This is a genomic window from Alienimonas chondri (assembly GCF_013036045.1).
Taxonomy (GTDB): domain Bacteria; phylum Planctomycetota; class Planctomycetia; order Planctomycetales; family Planctomycetaceae; genus Alienimonas; species Alienimonas chondri.
The window spans coordinates 18,021-33,770 of the sequence record NZ_WTPX01000043.1; the positions used below are offsets into that span (position 1 = coordinate 18,021).

At 67.7% G+C, this 15,750-nt stretch carries 12 protein-coding genes; 10 read left to right on the forward strand and 2 right to left on the reverse strand.

What is annotated here, in order from left to right; all coding sequences use genetic code 11:
- The first annotated feature begins 95 nt into the window (after positions 1-95).
- From LzC2_RS08475 to LzC2_RS08520, 10 genes are all read left to right on the forward strand, one after another.
- On the forward strand, positions 96-3,245 hold the full coding sequence (locus tag LzC2_RS08475; protein WP_171185816.1) for a glutamine amidotransferase: 3,150 nt from the start codon (positions 96-98) through the stop codon (positions 3,243-3,245).
- 45 nt (positions 3,246-3,290) lie between these two features.
- Positions 3,291-4,403, forward strand: coding sequence for an AAA family ATPase (locus tag LzC2_RS08480; RefSeq protein WP_171185818.1), 1,113 nt, complete (start codon positions 3,291-3,293; stop codon positions 4,401-4,403).
- A 158-nt stretch (positions 4,404-4,561) separates the two neighbouring features.
- Positions 4,562-4,792, forward strand: coding sequence for a hypothetical protein (locus LzC2_RS21795; RefSeq protein ID WP_206678620.1), 231 nt, complete (start codon positions 4,562-4,564; stop codon positions 4,790-4,792).
- A 38-nt stretch (positions 4,793-4,830) separates the two neighbouring features.
- Positions 4,831-5,301, forward strand: coding sequence for a hypothetical protein (locus tag LzC2_RS08490; protein WP_171185821.1), 471 nt, complete (start codon positions 4,831-4,833; stop codon positions 5,299-5,301).
- On the forward strand, positions 5,298-6,203 hold the full coding sequence (locus tag LzC2_RS08495) for a DUF58 domain-containing protein (protein ID WP_171185823.1): 906 nt from the start codon (positions 5,298-5,300) through the stop codon (positions 6,201-6,203). Before LzC2_RS08490 ends, LzC2_RS08495 begins: the two co-directional genes overlap by 4 nt.
- Before the next feature lie 124 nt (positions 6,204-6,327).
- The gene (locus LzC2_RS08500) at positions 6,328-8,256 is read left to right on the forward strand and encodes a vWA domain-containing protein (RefSeq protein ID WP_171185825.1); all 1,929 of its coding nucleotides are present in this window, start codon (positions 6,328-6,330) and stop codon (positions 8,254-8,256) included.
- A 104-nt stretch (positions 8,257-8,360) separates the two neighbouring features.
- Complete coding sequence (locus LzC2_RS08505; protein ID WP_171185827.1) at positions 8,361-10,325, forward strand: hypothetical protein; 1,965 nt, start codon at positions 8,361-8,363, stop codon at positions 10,323-10,325.
- The gene (locus LzC2_RS08510; RefSeq protein ID WP_315854587.1) at positions 10,322-11,386 is read left to right on the forward strand and encodes an ABC transporter ATP-binding protein; all 1,065 of its coding nucleotides are present in this window, start codon (positions 10,322-10,324) and stop codon (positions 11,384-11,386) included. Before LzC2_RS08505 ends, LzC2_RS08510 begins: the two co-directional genes overlap by 4 nt.
- A gap of 116 nt (positions 11,387-11,502) precedes the next feature.
- Positions 11,503-13,083, forward strand: coding sequence for an ABC-2 transporter permease (locus LzC2_RS08515; protein ID WP_171185829.1), 1,581 nt, complete (start codon positions 11,503-11,505; stop codon positions 13,081-13,083).
- Complete coding sequence (locus LzC2_RS08520; protein WP_171185831.1) at positions 13,080-13,535, forward strand: ASCH domain-containing protein; 456 nt, start codon at positions 13,080-13,082, stop codon at positions 13,533-13,535. The genes LzC2_RS08515 and LzC2_RS08520 overlap by 4 nt, the downstream gene beginning before the upstream one ends.
- A gap of 42 nt (positions 13,536-13,577) precedes the next feature.
- Here the strand turns inward: LzC2_RS08520 and trpA are convergent, their stop codons facing one another.
- Both trpA and trpB read right to left on the reverse strand, forming a co-directional pair.
- Positions 13,578-14,384: a tryptophan synthase subunit alpha gene (gene trpA, locus LzC2_RS08525; RefSeq protein ID WP_171185832.1), complete on the reverse strand. Its 807-nt coding sequence runs from the start codon at positions 14,382-14,384 to the stop codon at positions 13,578-13,580.
- Between the two features lie 104 nt (positions 14,385-14,488).
- A complete protein-coding gene (gene trpB, locus LzC2_RS08530; RefSeq protein WP_171185834.1) occupies positions 14,489-15,739 on the reverse strand; it encodes a tryptophan synthase subunit beta in 1,251 nt (416 codons plus the stop codon).
- Positions 15,740-15,750 lie beyond the last annotated feature (11 nt).

Sequence of the window (15,750 nt, forward strand, 5' to 3'; positions counted from 1 at the left end):
TGGTTTTCCCGTGAACCGCTTGTGCCCGCGGCGGCGTTGTTCCGTAAGCTGATCCCGTTCCGTTTCCCGCGCTCCACCCCGGCCGCACCCCGCCGATGGCCGTCGATCCCCATCGCCGATCCACGCTGACCTCCGCCGGGCGGCGCGATCGAGCCGGGTTCTGGGAGCGAACGGTGCGGTCGGCGTTCCCGGAGTCCCGCACGCCGGTGCGGCCCCGCGATTACTGGCCGCTGGCCGCGTTCGCTTTGCTTCTGGCGGGCTTCTACATCTGGCTGCAGATCGACGAACGGGTGCTGTTTGCCCGGCCGGCGTTGTTCGGACTGCTGATCGCCGCCCCGTGGGTCTGGTGGCTGGCGGTGGCGAACCGCGGCGGGATGGGCACGACGCGGGCTGAGGCGTCGACCTTCCTCCGGCTGTGTTTGCTCGGGCTGTGCGTCGCGGCGCTGGCGGAGCCGCGGGCAGTGCGGGAGCGGGACGTGACGAGCGTCGTGTTCGCGCTGGACGTCTCCGACAGCGTCGGTCGCAGCGTGGAGAGCCAGGCGCTGGAACTGTTCGCCGGCGCCTCCGCCGAGAAGCCCACGAACGACGAAGCCGGGCTCGTTGTGTTCGGACGGAACGCCGCCGTCGAACTCCCGCCGAAGAAAAGCGTGGCGTTCGAGGGCGTGATCAACTCCCAGGTCGACCGCGACGCGACGAACCTCGAACAGACCCTGAGCCTATCCGCGGCGATGATCCCGGAGGAGAACGCCGGCCGGGTCGTGCTCATCTCCGACGGCACGGAGACCGAAGGCCGGCTCGCCGGGGAACTGGATAGCCTGCGGGGCCGCGGCATCAAAGTGGACGTGCTGCCGGTGGACTACGGCGGGCGGGAAGAGGTCTGGCTCGAACGGCTCGACCTGCCCCGGTTCGTTAGGGAGGGGGAGAGCTACGAAGCCAGCGTCGTGCTGGAAGCCCTCGGCGCCGGCTCCGGGAAACTCACCCTGACGGAGAACGGCGAGGAGATCGCCAGCGAGCAGGTCGAGTACCGCGAGGGCAAGAACCGGTTCAGCTTCCCCATCCGTCTCCGCGGCCCCGGCTATTACGAGTACGCCGCGACCATCAAAGCCGATAACGGCGCCGACGGCGTCGAAGCGAACAACACGGCCCTTAACTACCTCTATCTGGAGGGCGCCGGGAAGATCCTCGTCGTCACCGACCCGTCCGGCGATCCGCGGGACGTGGACGACTTCGTCGCCGCCGCCCGCGAGGGCGAACGGGACGTGACCGTCATCGACGGCTACGCCTTCCCGCGGGACGTGCTGAGCCTGATGCCCTACGACCTGATCGTGTTCGCCGGCGTCCCGGCGGACGCCTTCGACGCCCGGCAACTCAGCGCCGTGCGGGACTCGGTGGCGGACATGGGCGTCGGCTTCCTGATGCTCGGCGGGGAGAACAGCTTCGGCGCCGGCGGCTATCAGAACACGCCGATCGAAGAAGCGTTGCCGGTCGATCTGGACATCACCCGCCGCAAGGTGCTGCCCAAGGGGGCGCTGGTCATCATCTTGCACACGTGCGAGTTCCCGCAGGGAAACACCTGGGGCAAGCGGATCTGCAAACGGGCGATCAAGGTCCTCGGCGATCAGGACGAGTGCGGCGTGCTGGTCGCGGACTACGTCGACGGCGAGAGCTGGCTGTTCGAGTTGACCCCCGCGGCGAAGTACCCGGAGCTGGTGCCCAAGATCAACGCCGCCCAGATCGGCGACATGCCGGACTTCGCCCAGACGATGAGCGCCGGCCTGAAGGCGTTGAAGGAGAGCGACGCCAGTGCCAAGCACATGATCATCATCTCGGACGCCGACCCCAGCCCGCCCTCGGCGGCCCTCATCAAAGGCTTCGCCGATGAGAAGATCGCCATCAGCACCGTCGCCGTCTTCCCCCACCAGGGCGACCGGGCCAGTCTGAACACCATGCGCGGCATCGCCGCGGGCACCGGCGGACGGTTCTATCTGCCGGACGACCCCAATCAGCTGCCGGGCATTTTCGTGAAGGAGGCGAAGACGCTTCGCCGAACGTTGATTCAGAACAAAACGGTCGTCCCGGAGGTCGCCCTCGGTCACCCCATCCTCAAGGGGCTGGTCGACTTGCCGCCGGTCCGCGGGTTGGTACTGACCACTCCCAAAGAGGGCCTGAACGAGCAGATCCTGCGGGTGCCGTCCGACGAACAGGTCGCCCCTGGCGAGTTTGACCCGATCCTCGCCGTCCGGCAGTTCGGTCTCGGGCGCACGGGCGCGTTCACCGCGGACCTCGGGCCGAACTGGGGCGCCGACTGGGTGACGTGGGAAGGCTACGGCCCGTTTGTCCGGCAGCTCGTCACGCATCTCGGCCGCGTCCGCAAGCAGGGGCACCTGCGGATGAGCACCTACACTGACGGCTCCGACGGGGTGATCGTCGTCGAGGACTTCCATCCCTCGGAGCGGTTCCTGGAGATCTCCACCTCCGTCGCCGGGCCGCGGGAGAAGACGGAATCGCTTCCACTGGTGCAGGTCGGTCCCCGCCGCTATCAGGCCCGTTTGCCGCTGTGGGGAAAGGGCCGTTACCAAGTGATCGGTCGCTCCGTCACCGCCGGCGGCGGGGCGTTGGAGTCCCCGGCATCAGAGACGCCGGTCCCCGAAGGCGACACGCCGATGGGCACCGTCGCCGGGGCGAACGATGCGATCGAAGACGCCCCCGTCGCCGACGACGGCACGGAGCAGGTCGCCGGCGGATTCATCCTCCCCTACAGCGCGGAGTATCTGCGGTTCCGCAGCGACCCGATCGTGCTGAAGAACGTCGCCGAGCGCACCGGCGGGCGGGTGCTGGTCCCGGACGAAGAGACGACGAAATCGCTGTTCACCGTTGACCGCGAGCCGAAACGCAGCAGCCGACCGATCTTCGATTGGCTGCTGATCGTGTTGGCCTGCCTGATCCCGCTGGACGTGGCCGTGCGTCGGGTGCAGCTCGATTGGTCGCTGATCACGGGGCTGTTCAAGAAGGAGAAGCTCGGCGTCGCCGGCGCCGGCGGGCCGACGCTGGAAGGGCTGCTCGCCAGGAAGCGGGAGCACGCTCCGCCGTCCCGGCGTCCCGTCAGCCGCGCCAAGCCGACCAGCGTTCGCTCCGCCGCCTCCGAGAAGGCGGCGCCGGCTCCCCCTCCCGCGAAGAAATCGGCTCCGCCGGCGAACACCACCGCGGCGCTGCTGGATTTGAAGAAGAAACGCGACCGGTCCTGACGGCCCCCGGCAGGCTCCCGGTTTCCATCCCCCGACGAACGAAGCATGACTGACGCACCCCCGCCCGACGCCCCGGTCCCCGGCGCCCCAGTCTCCGGAGGCCCGGTCCCCGACGCTTCGATCCCCGCCCCCGCGGCTCAGGCGCCCGTCGATCAGGACAAGCTGCGGGAGGAAGCCGCGGAGTTTCGGGTGATCTTCGAGCGGGTCCGCAGCGAGGTCGGCCGCGTGATGGTCGGCCAGAAGGACGTGATCGAGGCCGTCCTCACCGCCCTGTTCGCCGGCGGCAACGTACTGCTGGAAGGCGTCCCGGGACTGGGCAAGACGGAGCTGGTGAAGGCGCTGTCGAAAGTGCTGGATCTCGACTTCAAACGCATTCAGTTCACCCCCGACCTGATGCCCGCGGACATCGTCGGCACCCAGGTGATGAGCGCCGACGAAACTGGCCAGTACCAGTTCGAGTTCCGTCAGGGACCGATCTTCACGCAGTTACTGCTTGCCGACGAGATCAACCGGGCCAGCCCGAAAACGCAGTCGGCGCTCTTGGAGACGATGCAGGAGGGCAGCGTGACGACCTCCGGGACCCGGTACATCCTGGAGCAGCCGTTCTTCGTGATGGCGACCCAGAACCCGCTCGAACAGGAAGGCACCTATCCGCTGCCCGAGGCCCAGCTCGACCGGTTCCTGTTCAAGGTGAACGTGCCGCTGCCGGACCGGGCCGAACTGAACGAGATCGTGGCCCGCACCATTCTCAAGCAACCGATCGATCCGGAGCAGGTGCTGGACAGCGCCGCGATCCTGCGGCACCGCCGGACGTTGAACAACGTCGTGGTGACGGAGGCCGTCCGCGACTACGCCGTGCGGTTGGTGCTCTCCACGCACCCCTCCGCGGTGCTGGCTCAGGGGGAAGCGGGCGAAGCGGTGACCCGCTACGTGAAGGCCGGCGCCAGCCCGCGGGCGGCCCAGAGCCTTATCAAAGCGGCCCGGGTGCGGGCCCTGGCGGAGGGCCGTCCGCACGCGGCGTTCGAGGATGTGGCCCACTTCGCCCCGGCCGTGCTCCAGCACCGCGTGCTGCTGAATTACGACGGACAGGCCGACGACGTGAGCGTGCCGGACCTCATCGCCGACCTCACCAAGAGTCTGCCGGAGAGGCAGGCGTGAGCGGACAACGACTCATCCAGAAATCCGATCTGATGACAGCCACGACCATCGAGACGACTGGCTCAGTTCGCGAGGAGGCGGAACTTCTTCTCGCAACCACTGAACGTTGGGCTGAAAAACAAGCGGATTGGGGCGTCCGTCGTTACGAAATCGATGGATTGCCTCGACTGCTGATTCACACCCCCGCGGGCCGGTTCATGCTCAGTCCCGGCAATGGAATCGCGACTTACTACAAGATCCCCTCCCTAACCTCAGAACATCTTTACTTCGACGAGGGCGAATGGGAATTCGCCGAGGGAAGTGACGATCCCCATGTCGGGGCGTTGATGGTTCCGTGGACCGAGAAGAAATTCTTAGAGGTGACCGCTCGCTTGGAAGACGCGGTTTGAGTGGTTCGCCCCCCGCGAAACAAGTCTGGTTGGACCGGATGGCCGAGGTCGAGCGTCAGTATCGCGTGACTCGGTCTGCGGTCGACGCTTTGTTGCGCGGCGTGGAGGACGGGACCGCCGGTCTGCCGGGCGACGTCACGCCGCGTGCGGTGAGGTCTTTGCTGGGAGCCGTTCCGGGCGAACCGGCACCGAAGGCAGGCGGGCAGTTGGACGCGACGTTCGTCGTCCAATTGTTCGCCGTCTTTGAAACGGCGTGTCGTCGATGTTGGACGGAATATATCGGCAGTTCGCGAGAGCGACTCGCGGTGCAGGCGTTACTTAGGCGGTTGCGCGACCGTTCCAGGGGACTCATCGACGCAGGCAGTCTCGCGGAAGCCGATCGGGTCAGAGAGGCCCGGAACGGTATTGTGCACGGTGGGGACCGCACGTCCCAGATGGACTTCGTTGATGCGAAACAGCGACTGGGACGCTTTCTTGGTGGTTTGCCGCAAGAGTGGGTGATGCCATGACCGCTCCCGCGTCGCTTTCCTCGCTGTTGCCCAACGACGTGCTCGGTCGGCTCGAACGAGTGCGGCTGCAACCGGTGCGTCGACTCACGAACCCGTCCCGCGGCGAGCATCTCGCCGGGAAGGGCGGCAGCAGCACGGAGTTTGCCGACTACCGCGACTACGCCCCCGGTGACGATGTCCGCTTCGTCGACTGGAACATCTTCAGCCGGCTCAACAAGCCGTACATGAAGCTGTATCGGCATGAGGAAGAACTGCACGTCTGCCTGATCGTCGACGCCAGCGCCTCGATGCGCTACGGCAGCGGCGAGACGAAACTGCTGCGAGCCGCCCGGATGGCCGCGGCGTTCGGGGTGTGCGCCCTCACCAGCGTCGAGAAGGTCTCCGCCCACGCCTGCTACGCGGCCGGCAGCGATCCGGTGCGGTTGCCGCCGTGCACCGGCCGCAAGTCGCTTCCCCGGCTGCTGAAGTTCTTGGAAGCGATCGAACCGGGCGGGGACTACCCGATCGAGGAGGCCGTGAACGACGTGCTGAAGCGGCACCGCGGACGGGGCATCGCGGTGATCGCCAGCGACTTCCTGACCTTCGGCGACGTGTCCGGGCTGTTCGGCCGGTTGCAGGCGGCAGGGCTGGAACCGTGGGCGGTGCAGGTGCTCGCCCCGGAGGAGATCGACCCGGATCTCACCGGCGATCTGCGGTTGGTCGACTGCGAGAACGGCGCCGGGCTGGACGTCACCCGGGCCGGCGATTTGCTGAGCTATTATCAGGATCACCGGCTGGCCCTGGAGGATGAACTCGCCGTGCAGTGCCGGCAGCGCGGCGGCCGGTTCCTGCCGGTCAGCACGCAGGAGCCGTTGAAGGATCTGTTGTTCGGCACGTTGCGGCGTCGGGGGTGGCTGCGATGAGCATGCAGTACCAGCCCGACGCGCAAGCGTCGGAAGTTCGTCGCAGATCAGCAGGAAAATCGGTCCGACTCGCTGCGCTCGTCGGCCGACGCTTGCGCGTCGGGCTGGTAAGAGAGGCGCTGCGATGAACGCCCTCTCCTCGATCGGATTCGCAAACCTCGCCGCGGGGGCGTTGGCGGCGCTGGCCGTGCCGATCATCGTCTTCTACTTCCTCAAGCTGCGGCGGCCGAAGGCGGAGGTGCCCAGCCTCGCGCTGTGGCGGCGGGTCGTGAACGACAAGCGGGTGAACAGCCCGTTCCAGAAGTTCCGCCGCAACCTGCTGCTGTTGCTCCAACTGCTGTTGCTGCTGGCGCTGATGTTGGCGGCGATGCAGCCGTTTCTGAACGCCGGCTCCGGCCGGGCCGAGTACCGCGTGCTGCTGATCGACACCTCCGCCAGCATGGCCGCGATCGATGCGACCGGCCAATCGCGGCTCGATCTGGCGATCGAAAAGGCGGAGGAGATTATCGACGGCCTCTTGCCGGGGCAGCAGCTCGCCATCGTCGGATTCGATCGCCACGCCCGGACGATGCAGGAGTTCACCGACAACCAGAACCTGCTCGAGCCGGCGCTCAAACGACTGGTCACGAAGGACGTCGAGAGCGACCTCGGCGACGCCCTGCGGCTCGCGGGGGCGCTGGCTAGGACGGCGACGGTCTCGGAGGCGATTCTGCTCACCGACGGCAATCTCCCGCCGGCGGAGGACGTCGATCTGGCTTTCCCCGTGAACTATCAGCGGCTGCCGGCGGCGGGGGACAACGTGGGCGTGGTCGCGTTGAACGCTCGCCGCAGCGGGACGGGCGGTGCGCAGGATGCGGGGTGGGATCTGTTCGTGAAGCTCGCCGCCAGCACGCCGACCGGGGCGGTGGTCGAGCTGTACGGCGACGACGGCCCGGACGGCGGACAGCCGTTGGCGACCGAATCGGTGGGGTTCTCCCGCGCGGACGACTCCCCCCGTCTGGTATTTGAAGTGTCCGGGGACGGGCCGCGGGAAGTCACGGTGAAAGTCGTGGCGGAGGGCCGCGACAGCCTGCCGGCCGACGACGCAGCCGCCCTGATCCTCCCCCCGCCGCGGCCGCTGACGGCGTTCTGCCCGACCTCGCAAAGCGTGTTTCGGAAAGCGCTGACGCTCGACCCGGGCGCCGTCACGCTGTTCCCCCGGCCGGACGACTCCGGCCCGCCGCGGTACGACCTGGCCTTCATCGATCAGCCGGACAGCGAGGAGAACCCCGCCCCGGACGCGTCCGTACGGGTGTTCGTCGGCATCGTTCCGAAGGACTTGCAGGGGCTGTTGGAAACGAAGGTCGGGTATGCGGATGTGGTCGACTGGCGCCAGACGGCCCCGGTGCTGGAGCACGTGCAGCTACGTGAGGTGCAAATCACGGAGGAACCGATCTACCTGGAGCAACCCAGCGGCGAACCGGCGGATGCGTCGGACCTCGAACAACTGGGCTACGAGGTGCTGATCGACGCCCGCACCGGGCCTTTGATGCTGCGTCGGCGGGAGGGTTCGCGGGTGGATTACCACCTGCTGTTCGACCCGGCGACCAGCACGCTGCCGTACCGCGTGGCGTTCCCGATCCTCGTGCAAAACCTGATCCGCGAGGCGACCCGGGCCGCGTCGCTGAGCGAGGTGCGAGCGATCAAGACCGGGACGCTGCCTCCGGTGGATCTCGGCGATCCCGCCCGCGAGGCGACCGTCGCCGGGCCGGACGGGAGCCGCACGCTGAACGCCGACGGCGGCGGGATGCTGACCGCGGTTCCCGCGGAGACGGCCGGGCTCTACACGGTCAGCGCCGGCGGGGAGGAGGTCGCGTCGTTCACGGCGGGTCTGCTCTCGCCGCTGGAGACCTCGCTGGTCGGTGTGGAAGAACTGGAGTTCAACGAAGTGCAGGTCTCCGTGGCGGGCGAGGAGGTCGTCACCGATCGTCCGTTGTGGCACTGGCTCGCGGCGGGGGCGTTCGTCCTGCTGCTCGCCGAGTGGTGGGTCTTCCACCGCCGCCCCGTCGTTTGACCCCCTCACCTGCCTCCCCGCGTTTGAGCCATCCCGAGGAACGCGACGTGCCCCCCCTTCCGCCGGTATCGTCGCCCGGTCGTTCGACTCCTTTCACCGCGCCGATGTTCGCCCATCGATTCCCCGCCGTCGCTTCGCTGGTCGCGCTGGCCTTCGCTCTGTGCGCGACGCCGACGGACGCGCAGGTGACGGTGCGGCAGGTGGACTGGGGCTTCGGCGGGCAGGTGATGCCGGGGGTCTTCACGCCGGTGTCGATTCTGTTGGACAACCCGACCAACGAAACGTTCGACGGCACGGTGACCCTCTATCGGGCCAACTACGTCGGCGAACGGCGAGGAGCGGCGCTGGAGGAACCGCTGTTCCTATCCCCCTTCGCGTCGCGGCGGGTGCAGTTCTATGTGATCCCGCTGGACAGCGGCGAATCCTGGAAGCTGGAGGCGGTCCCGGAAGAAGGAACCATCGAGGAGGGCGGTCTGTCGACGACGCTGCGGAAGCCCGGCTTCCCGGACAAACTCACGAAGCAGACGGTGTTCCTGCTGGCGCCCGACGACGAGTTCACCCGCGTTCCCGGCCTGCCGCGGATGGACGAATCGCTCTTCCCCCAATGGCCCGAAGCGACCGACGGGCTGCGGGCCGTGGTGCTGGATCACGCCCCCGATTGGGAAGACCTTCGCCAGGACAGCTTCCTCGCCTGGGTGAACGGCGGCGGCGTGGTGCACCTGCTGAACGAACCCGACGGCTCCCCGGTGAAGTTCGGCGGGCCGTTGACCGTGATGAACGATCCGGCGTCGGAGTTCACGGTCGGTCGGGGCACGGTGTATCGGCATGCTCGCAAGACGACGGAACTCACCGAAGCGTTCGCCAAGGGCACGCTGCTGCCGGACGCGACCGTGCCTCGCATGAACGCCGAGGACGACGCCTTCGAGAAACGCCGTGAGAAGCAGACCGGCAGCTACCCCGTCGCCTACGTCCCCACCCGATTGGAAGAAGAGATCCTGCCCACGCTGCGGCGAATGGTGCGGCCGGAGCACAACTGGGGGCTGATTCACATCCTCTGCCTGGCGTACGTGGCGGCGCTGTTCCCGGGGGTGTTCCTCGTCGGTCGGGAGCGACGCGGCTATCCGGCGACGCTGGGGCTGTTGCTGGTCGTCACGCTGACGTTCGGCGCCGCCCTGCGAACCGTCGGACGACAGGGCTACGGCGAGGGTTCCTCGGTGCGAACCACGGCGCTGGTGCGGGCGTTGCCGCCGCAACCGGGCGAGGAGCAGGGGGTGACGGAGGTCACGCAATGGTCGGACGCCTTCGTCATCAGCGGCGGCGACTACACCTTCGCCGTGCCGGGCGAGGCGACGCTCTACAGCACCGGGCAGGCGTCCGAGCCGGTCAAGGGCGTGATCCGCAACGGCCGCGAAGGCTCGATCACGGCCGACGTCCCGCCGTTCTCCTCCCGAGCGTTCGTCTCGAAGGCCCGCCGCAGCGAGCCGGCACCGAACGTGGAACTGCTCGCCGGCTCATCCGGGACGACCGCGGACGGCGCCGGCGTGCGGCTCAAATCACTGCGACTGAAGATCCCGGAGGCCATCGACAGCCGCGCCCGCCTGTTCGCGATTCATCACCGCCACGTCTATCCCCTGAACCTCTCGAACGGGGAGGCGACGTTGAACTCCTCCCAGGACGCGATCCCGCTGGGCAACCTGTTGACGGGCTACGGCTTCGCGCTCATCAGCGGCGTGGACGTGCGGCCGGCTCCGTACGGCGAGGGCGTCGGCAACGACTACGGATACGGCTACGACCCCTACGGGCAAAACTACGGCTGGGAGGACGACGCGGAACTGATCGACCGCGGTCTGGATCTCTCCGCCCGACAACTGATCGGTCGCGATCTCGGGTTCCTCGAACCCCGCAACCTGTTCCGGCTCGCCGCGCCGAAAGGTCGCGTGCGGGTTTACGCGGTCATGCCGCTGCGAGACGAACATCGCATCCTCGGCGCCGCGGGGCTGGAACTGCCGACCGAACCGCTGCCGAACCAGAACGGCACCACGATTCTCTCCTACGAGTTCCCCCTGTGAGCGTCGCCGAACCCGCCGTCGCGGACCCTGCCTCCGCCGACACCGTCGCAACGGACTCCGTCGCCCCCTCGTCGCCCCCCGCGCCGATCGCGTCGGAGACGGCGGCGATCGAGGTCGTGCGGCTCTCGCACACCTACAAGAAACACCGCGCGCTGCAGCGGATGGAGTTCAACGTCGCGCCCGGGGAGATCCACGGGTTCGTCGGACCGAACGGCGCCGGCAAGACGACGACTCTCAAGATCATCTGCACCCTCATGAAGCCCCAGCAGGGCGCCGTGCGGGTGTTCGGCCGAGACGTGGTGCGGCAGGTGCACGCCGTTCGCAGCAGCATCGGCTTCATGCCGGACCACTTCAGCATGTACCGGCAGATGTCGGTGCACGAGTACCTCGATTTCTTCGGCGCCGCCTACGGCCTGCCGACGAAGACGCGCGACGGCGTCATCAAAAACGTCCTCGAACTGACCGACATGGACGGCCGTCAGGACGACCTCATCAAGGGGCTGTCCCGTGGGATGACGCAGCGGGTCGGGTTGGCTCGCGTGCTGATCAACGACCCGTCGCTGTTGCTGTTGGACGAACCGGCGTCTGGCCTCGATCCGCGGGCCCGGATCGAATTGATGGACATCCTGCGGGCCCTCAAAGGCATGGGGAAAACCGTCTTTATCTCCTCGCACATTCTGTCCGAGCTGGCGGAACTGTGCGATGCGGTGACGATCGTCGACCGCGGCACGACGAAGTTCAGCGGCTCGATCGACGAACTGCTCTCCGCCGCCGCCGGGTTGGTGACGTACCGCGTGGTGCTCGACCCGCCCCGCGACGGCGCCCCGGAGCCGGAAAATCTGAGCGACGACCTGCAGGCGATCCCCGGCGTCACCGAAGTCCGCAAGTGCGAGGAACGCCCCGGCTGGCTGATGACGTTCGACCGCGACGTGATCCCCGTCAACGAGATCCTCGGCGGCGTGATCGCCTTGGGCCTGCCGGTCGTGGGCTTCGCGGAGGAGAAGAAGCACCTGAACCGGGCGTTTATGGAACTCACCGCCGGCGGGGTTCGGGAAGCGTGACGTTTGTAGTGGCACGCTTCAGCGTGCCCCGCGAGCGGAGCGAGCGGCCCGCCACGAGAGTCCACCGCAGATCACACGGGGCGCCCTGAAGGGACGCCACTACGAACGACAACCACATGCTCTCCGGCTCCCTCGCTCTTTTCGACCGCGCCCTCAAGACCGAGGCGAGCGGTCTGCGCGGCCATCTGTTGAGGCTCGGGTTCGCCGGGTTCATCGAGGTCGCGCTGCTCATCGCCGCGGCGACGAGCTTGTCGTTGGGGGCGCCGGGGTTGGCGTTCTTCGAGAACATCTGCTGGTTGAACGTCGTGTTCATCAGCCTCGCGGCGGTCAGCCTGTTCGCGACCGCCGTCACCGAGGAGAAGGAGGAGGGCACGCTGGGCCTGTTGCGAATGGCGAACGTCGGCCGGGCGGCGTTGATGCTGGGGAAGAGCACCAGCCGCTTGGTCGCGGCGCTGTTGCTGCTGGGCGTGCAGATGCCGTTCGTGCTGCTGGCGATCACGCTGGGCGGCGTGCTGATCGGGCAGATCACCGCCGCGTTCGTCTGTCTGGCGGCCTATCTGATTCTGGTGGCGAATCTGGGTCTGCTGTGGAGCGTGCTCTGCCGACGCAGCGCCACGGCGGCGTTCTGGACCGGGGCCTCGCTGGTGGTCTATTTCGCCCTCCCGCCGGTCGTGGGGTTCCTCGGGCAAGTGCTCGTGCAGATCACGGGGCCGGTGGGCTGGGCGGTGGCGATCAAGGAGAACGGCGCCGACCGGGCCGCGGAGTTCGGCGTGCCGCATCGTCTGAACGAGATCTTCCAGACCGGCTTCGCCGAGGGCGTCTGGTGCCCGCAGGTCGGCTTCTGTCTGGCTGCGGGGCTGGCCTGCTTCGCCGCGGCGTGGATCTGCTTTGAGCGATTTGCCGACGCGGATCGCGCCGCCGCCCCGGACCGCGGACTCGCCGGCCGGGCCTCCTCGAAGAACCCCTCGGACCGCTCCCGGCCCCGCAAACGGCCGATCGCCTGGAAGGAATATCGCTTCCTCGTCGGCGGCGGGCGGGGGTTGGCCCTGCGGTTCGTCGGACTGTTGACCGTGTTGGGGGTGATTATCGGCTACATGATCTACGAGGAGGGCGTCTCCCGGATCCAACCCCGGGACTGGGGCAACGTCCTGGGCATCTGGGCGATGGGCTGCGTCGCGGCGATGGCGGCGGATTCGTTGTTCCTCGCCACCCGCATCCTGAACGAGGAGTTGAAGTGGAACACGCTCGGCAACCTGCTGTTGTTGCCGAAGAGCACGTCGTCGCTGGTGCTCGGCAAAATCGAGGGGGCGGTGTTCGCCCTCATTCCCGCGCTCGTCTGCGGACTGGCGGGCCTGGGCGGATTCGTGCTGCTGGGGCATCCGTCGGCCATCGACGAAGTAATGCGGGGAATCGTCTCCCCCATCACCTGGGCCTTCGTGGCCGGATGGCTGCTGTATCTCACGATCGTGGCGTACCTCAGCACGGTGGTGCGCTACGGGGCGACGGTGCTGGGGGTGATCGTGTATTGCGTCGGCGGCTACGCCCTGTCGCCGGTGTTTCTGGTGGCGGCGGCGGTGGGCGGGGTGACGGACTCCGGCGAGGTCGCCGCCGTCCCGATCGCCGCGGTGCTGGCGGCGCTGACCGTCGGCGGCGTCGTGCTCTGCATCAAACGCTTCGAGAGCCTCGGCGAACGATGACCGGCGCCGCGTCCCCCGGCCTCGTCGATCCGACCCCGGAACGCGACCGCATCGCCCTCGGCATTCGTCAGCCGTGGTGCGAGTTGATCCTCGGCGGTCGGAAGACGCTGGAGATTCGCACCCGCTCGACGGCGGTGCGAGGCACGATCTACGTCTACTCCGCCAAAAAGTTCAGCGACCTGCCGGAGCTGGACGAGGTGCTGAGCCGCGAAGATGTGGACCTCGACGTGCTCCCCCGCGGGGCGCTGGTGGGCACGGTGGAGATCGTCGGTTGCCGGCGAGCGACCCCCGAGGACGTACACGCCTCCTGCGTACCGCTAAGGGAACTGTCGAACCGCTATGCGTGGGAATTGGCGAACCCCGTGCGGTTCGCGGCTCCGCTGAAGCCGCGGTTTCTGCCGTACGGGGTGTGGTTCTACCCCTTCAAGCGGCGAGGCGAATCGGCCGCCTAAGCCGGAGCCATGGCTCCGGCTTAGGCGGCCGATTCGCGACCATTACGCCTTGCACGCATCGACCATCGCCTTGGTGAAGTCCGCCACGTCGTTCAGCACGGCTTCCTTTGGCTGATCGGCGAACGCTTCGAGCCGACGCACCAACGCGCTGCCGACGATCGCCCCGTCCGCGTGGCCCCGCAACGCGGCTGCGTGTTCCGGCTTGCTGACGCCGAACCCCACGGCGAGCGGCAAATCGGTTTGCTGACGAAGCCGATCGAGGTGCGCGGTCAGTTCCGGCGGCAGCGACTCGCGTTCCCCCGTCGTCCCAGCGACGGACAGGCAGTACACGAACCCGCTGCACGCCGAGAGAATCTTGCTCACACGCTCCGGCGGAGTGAGGGGCGAGACGAGTTGAATCAGGTCCAGCCCCGCGGCTTGGGCCGCCGCCGCTAACCCGGTGGCTTCGTCGCCCGGCACGTCGGGCACGATCAACCCGGCCAGCCCGCAGGCTTTGGCCTTTTCGCAGAATGCTTGCAGGCCGACCCGCTGCACGATGGAAACGCTGACCATCCCCACCAACGGCGGCAGGGCATTCGCGTCCAGTCCTTCCAGCATCGACCAAAAATCGGCCAGCTTGAACCCGCCGTCCAGCAGCGCCCGCGTGTAGCTGGCCTGAATGACCGGCCCGTCCGCGATCGGGTCGGAGAAGGGGACGCCGAGTTCAATCAGATCGGCGCCAGCGTCGGCAAGGGTGTGCAACACCTCTGCGGTCGTCGCGCAATCAGGATCGCCTGCTGCGACGAACGGCATGAAGGCGAGGCGGTTCTCCGCCTTCGCGGCGGCGAAGGCGGCGGTGATTGCAGACATCGGATCGTTCGATTCGCTCGCGGTGGATTCCCGCTTGCGGTTTCGCGGCACCCGATCTTGGTGAGGCTCTGCGAAACCGCAAGCGAGCCGCCTGCCGACCTCTCCTACAACTCTTCGCCCAGCAACCGCGCCACCTCGTACACGTCCTTGTCCCCACGGCCGCTGAGGCAGATGACGATGTGGTCGTCCGCCGAGCGACCGCCGGCCGTTTCGAGGACGTATTGGATCGCGTGGGCGGTTTCGACGGCGGGGATGATGCCTTCCAACTCGCTGCATTTGCGGAAGGCGGAGAGGGCGGCGTCGTCGCCGACGGCGACGTACTTCACGCGGCCGGTGTCCTTCCAATAGCTGTGCTCCGGCCCGACGCCGGGGTAGTCGAGGCCCGCGGAGACGCTGTGGACCGGGCTGGTCTGGCCGTCGTCGTCCTGCAGCACGTAGCTGAACGACCCGTGCAGCACGCCGGGGCGGCCGAAGGAGAGGGTGCTGGCGTGATCGCCGTCCGCCTGACTGCGACCGCCGGCTTCGACGCCGGTCAGCGTCACCGCGTCGTCGTCCACGAACGGGAAGAAGATCCCCGCGGCGTTCGAGCCGCCGCCGACGCAAGCGACCACTTCGTCCGGCAGGCGGTCGAAGTGATCGAGACATTGCTCGCGGGTTTCGCGGCCGATCACGCTCTGGAAGTCCCGCACCATCTTGGGGAACGGGTCCGGGCCGACGACGCTGCCGATGATATAGTGCGTGTTCTCCACGCTGCCCATCCAGTCCCGCATCGCCTCGTTCGTGGCGTCCTTGAGGGTCTTCGACCCGCTGGAGACCGGCCGCACCTCCGCCCCCATCAGCTTCATGCGGAACACGTTGAGCGCCTGCCGGCGGATGTCCTCCTCGCCCATGTAGACGATGCATTCGAGGCCGAACCGGGCGCAGGCCGTCGCGGTGGCGACGCCGTGCTGGCCAGCGCCGGTCTCCGCGATGATGCGCCGCTTGCCCATCCGCCGGGCCAGCAGCGCCTGCCCGAGCGAATTATTAATTTTGTGGGCGCCGGTGTGGTTCAGATCCTCCCGTTTGAGCCAGACCGTCGCTCCTCCGCAGGCCTCGGTCAGACGATCGGCCCGGTACAGCGGCGTCGGGCGGCCGACGTACTCCTTCAGCAGGCCGCGGAACTCCGTCTGAAACGCCTCGTCGCCGGCGAGGGCGGCATAGCCCTCGCTGAGCTGCTCCAACGCCCGCATCAGGGTTTCAGGGACGTAACGCCCGCCGTGATCGCCGAAGCGGCCGGCGGCGTCGGGGACGTGGGACGTGGCCTTTCCGACAGATTCTGAAGCGGCGTCGGCGGGCGGATCGAGCGTGGAGGGCATACGGGGATGAT

Coding starts and splice junctions, on each gene's coding strand:
- LzC2_RS08505 (WP_171185827.1), top strand. CDS start 8,361: ATGTTCGCCCATCGATTCCCCGCCGTCGCTTCGCTGGTCGCGCTGGCC.
- LzC2_RS08480 (WP_171185818.1), top strand. CDS start 3,291: ATGACTGACGCACCCCCGCCCGACGCCCCGGTCCCCGGCGCCCCAGTC.
- LzC2_RS08500 (WP_171185825.1), top strand. CDS start 6,328: ATGAACGCCCTCTCCTCGATCGGATTCGCAAACCTCGCCGCGGGGGCG.
- trpB (WP_171185834.1), bottom strand. CDS start 15,739: ATGCCCTCCACGCTCGATCCGCCCGCCGACGCCGCTTCAGAATCTGTC.
- LzC2_RS08475 (WP_171185816.1), top strand. CDS start 96: ATGGCCGTCGATCCCCATCGCCGATCCACGCTGACCTCCGCCGGGCGG.
- LzC2_RS08515 (WP_171185829.1), top strand. CDS start 11,503: ATGCTCTCCGGCTCCCTCGCTCTTTTCGACCGCGCCCTCAAGACCGAG.
- trpA (WP_171185832.1), bottom strand. CDS start 14,384: ATGTCTGCAATCACCGCCGCCTTCGCCGCCGCGAAGGCGGAGAACCGC.
- LzC2_RS08490 (WP_171185821.1), top strand. CDS start 4,831: ATGGCCGAGGTCGAGCGTCAGTATCGCGTGACTCGGTCTGCGGTCGAC.
- LzC2_RS08520 (WP_171185831.1), top strand. CDS start 13,080: ATGACCGGCGCCGCGTCCCCCGGCCTCGTCGATCCGACCCCGGAACGC.
- LzC2_RS08495 (WP_171185823.1), top strand. CDS start 5,298: ATGACCGCTCCCGCGTCGCTTTCCTCGCTGTTGCCCAACGACGTGCTC.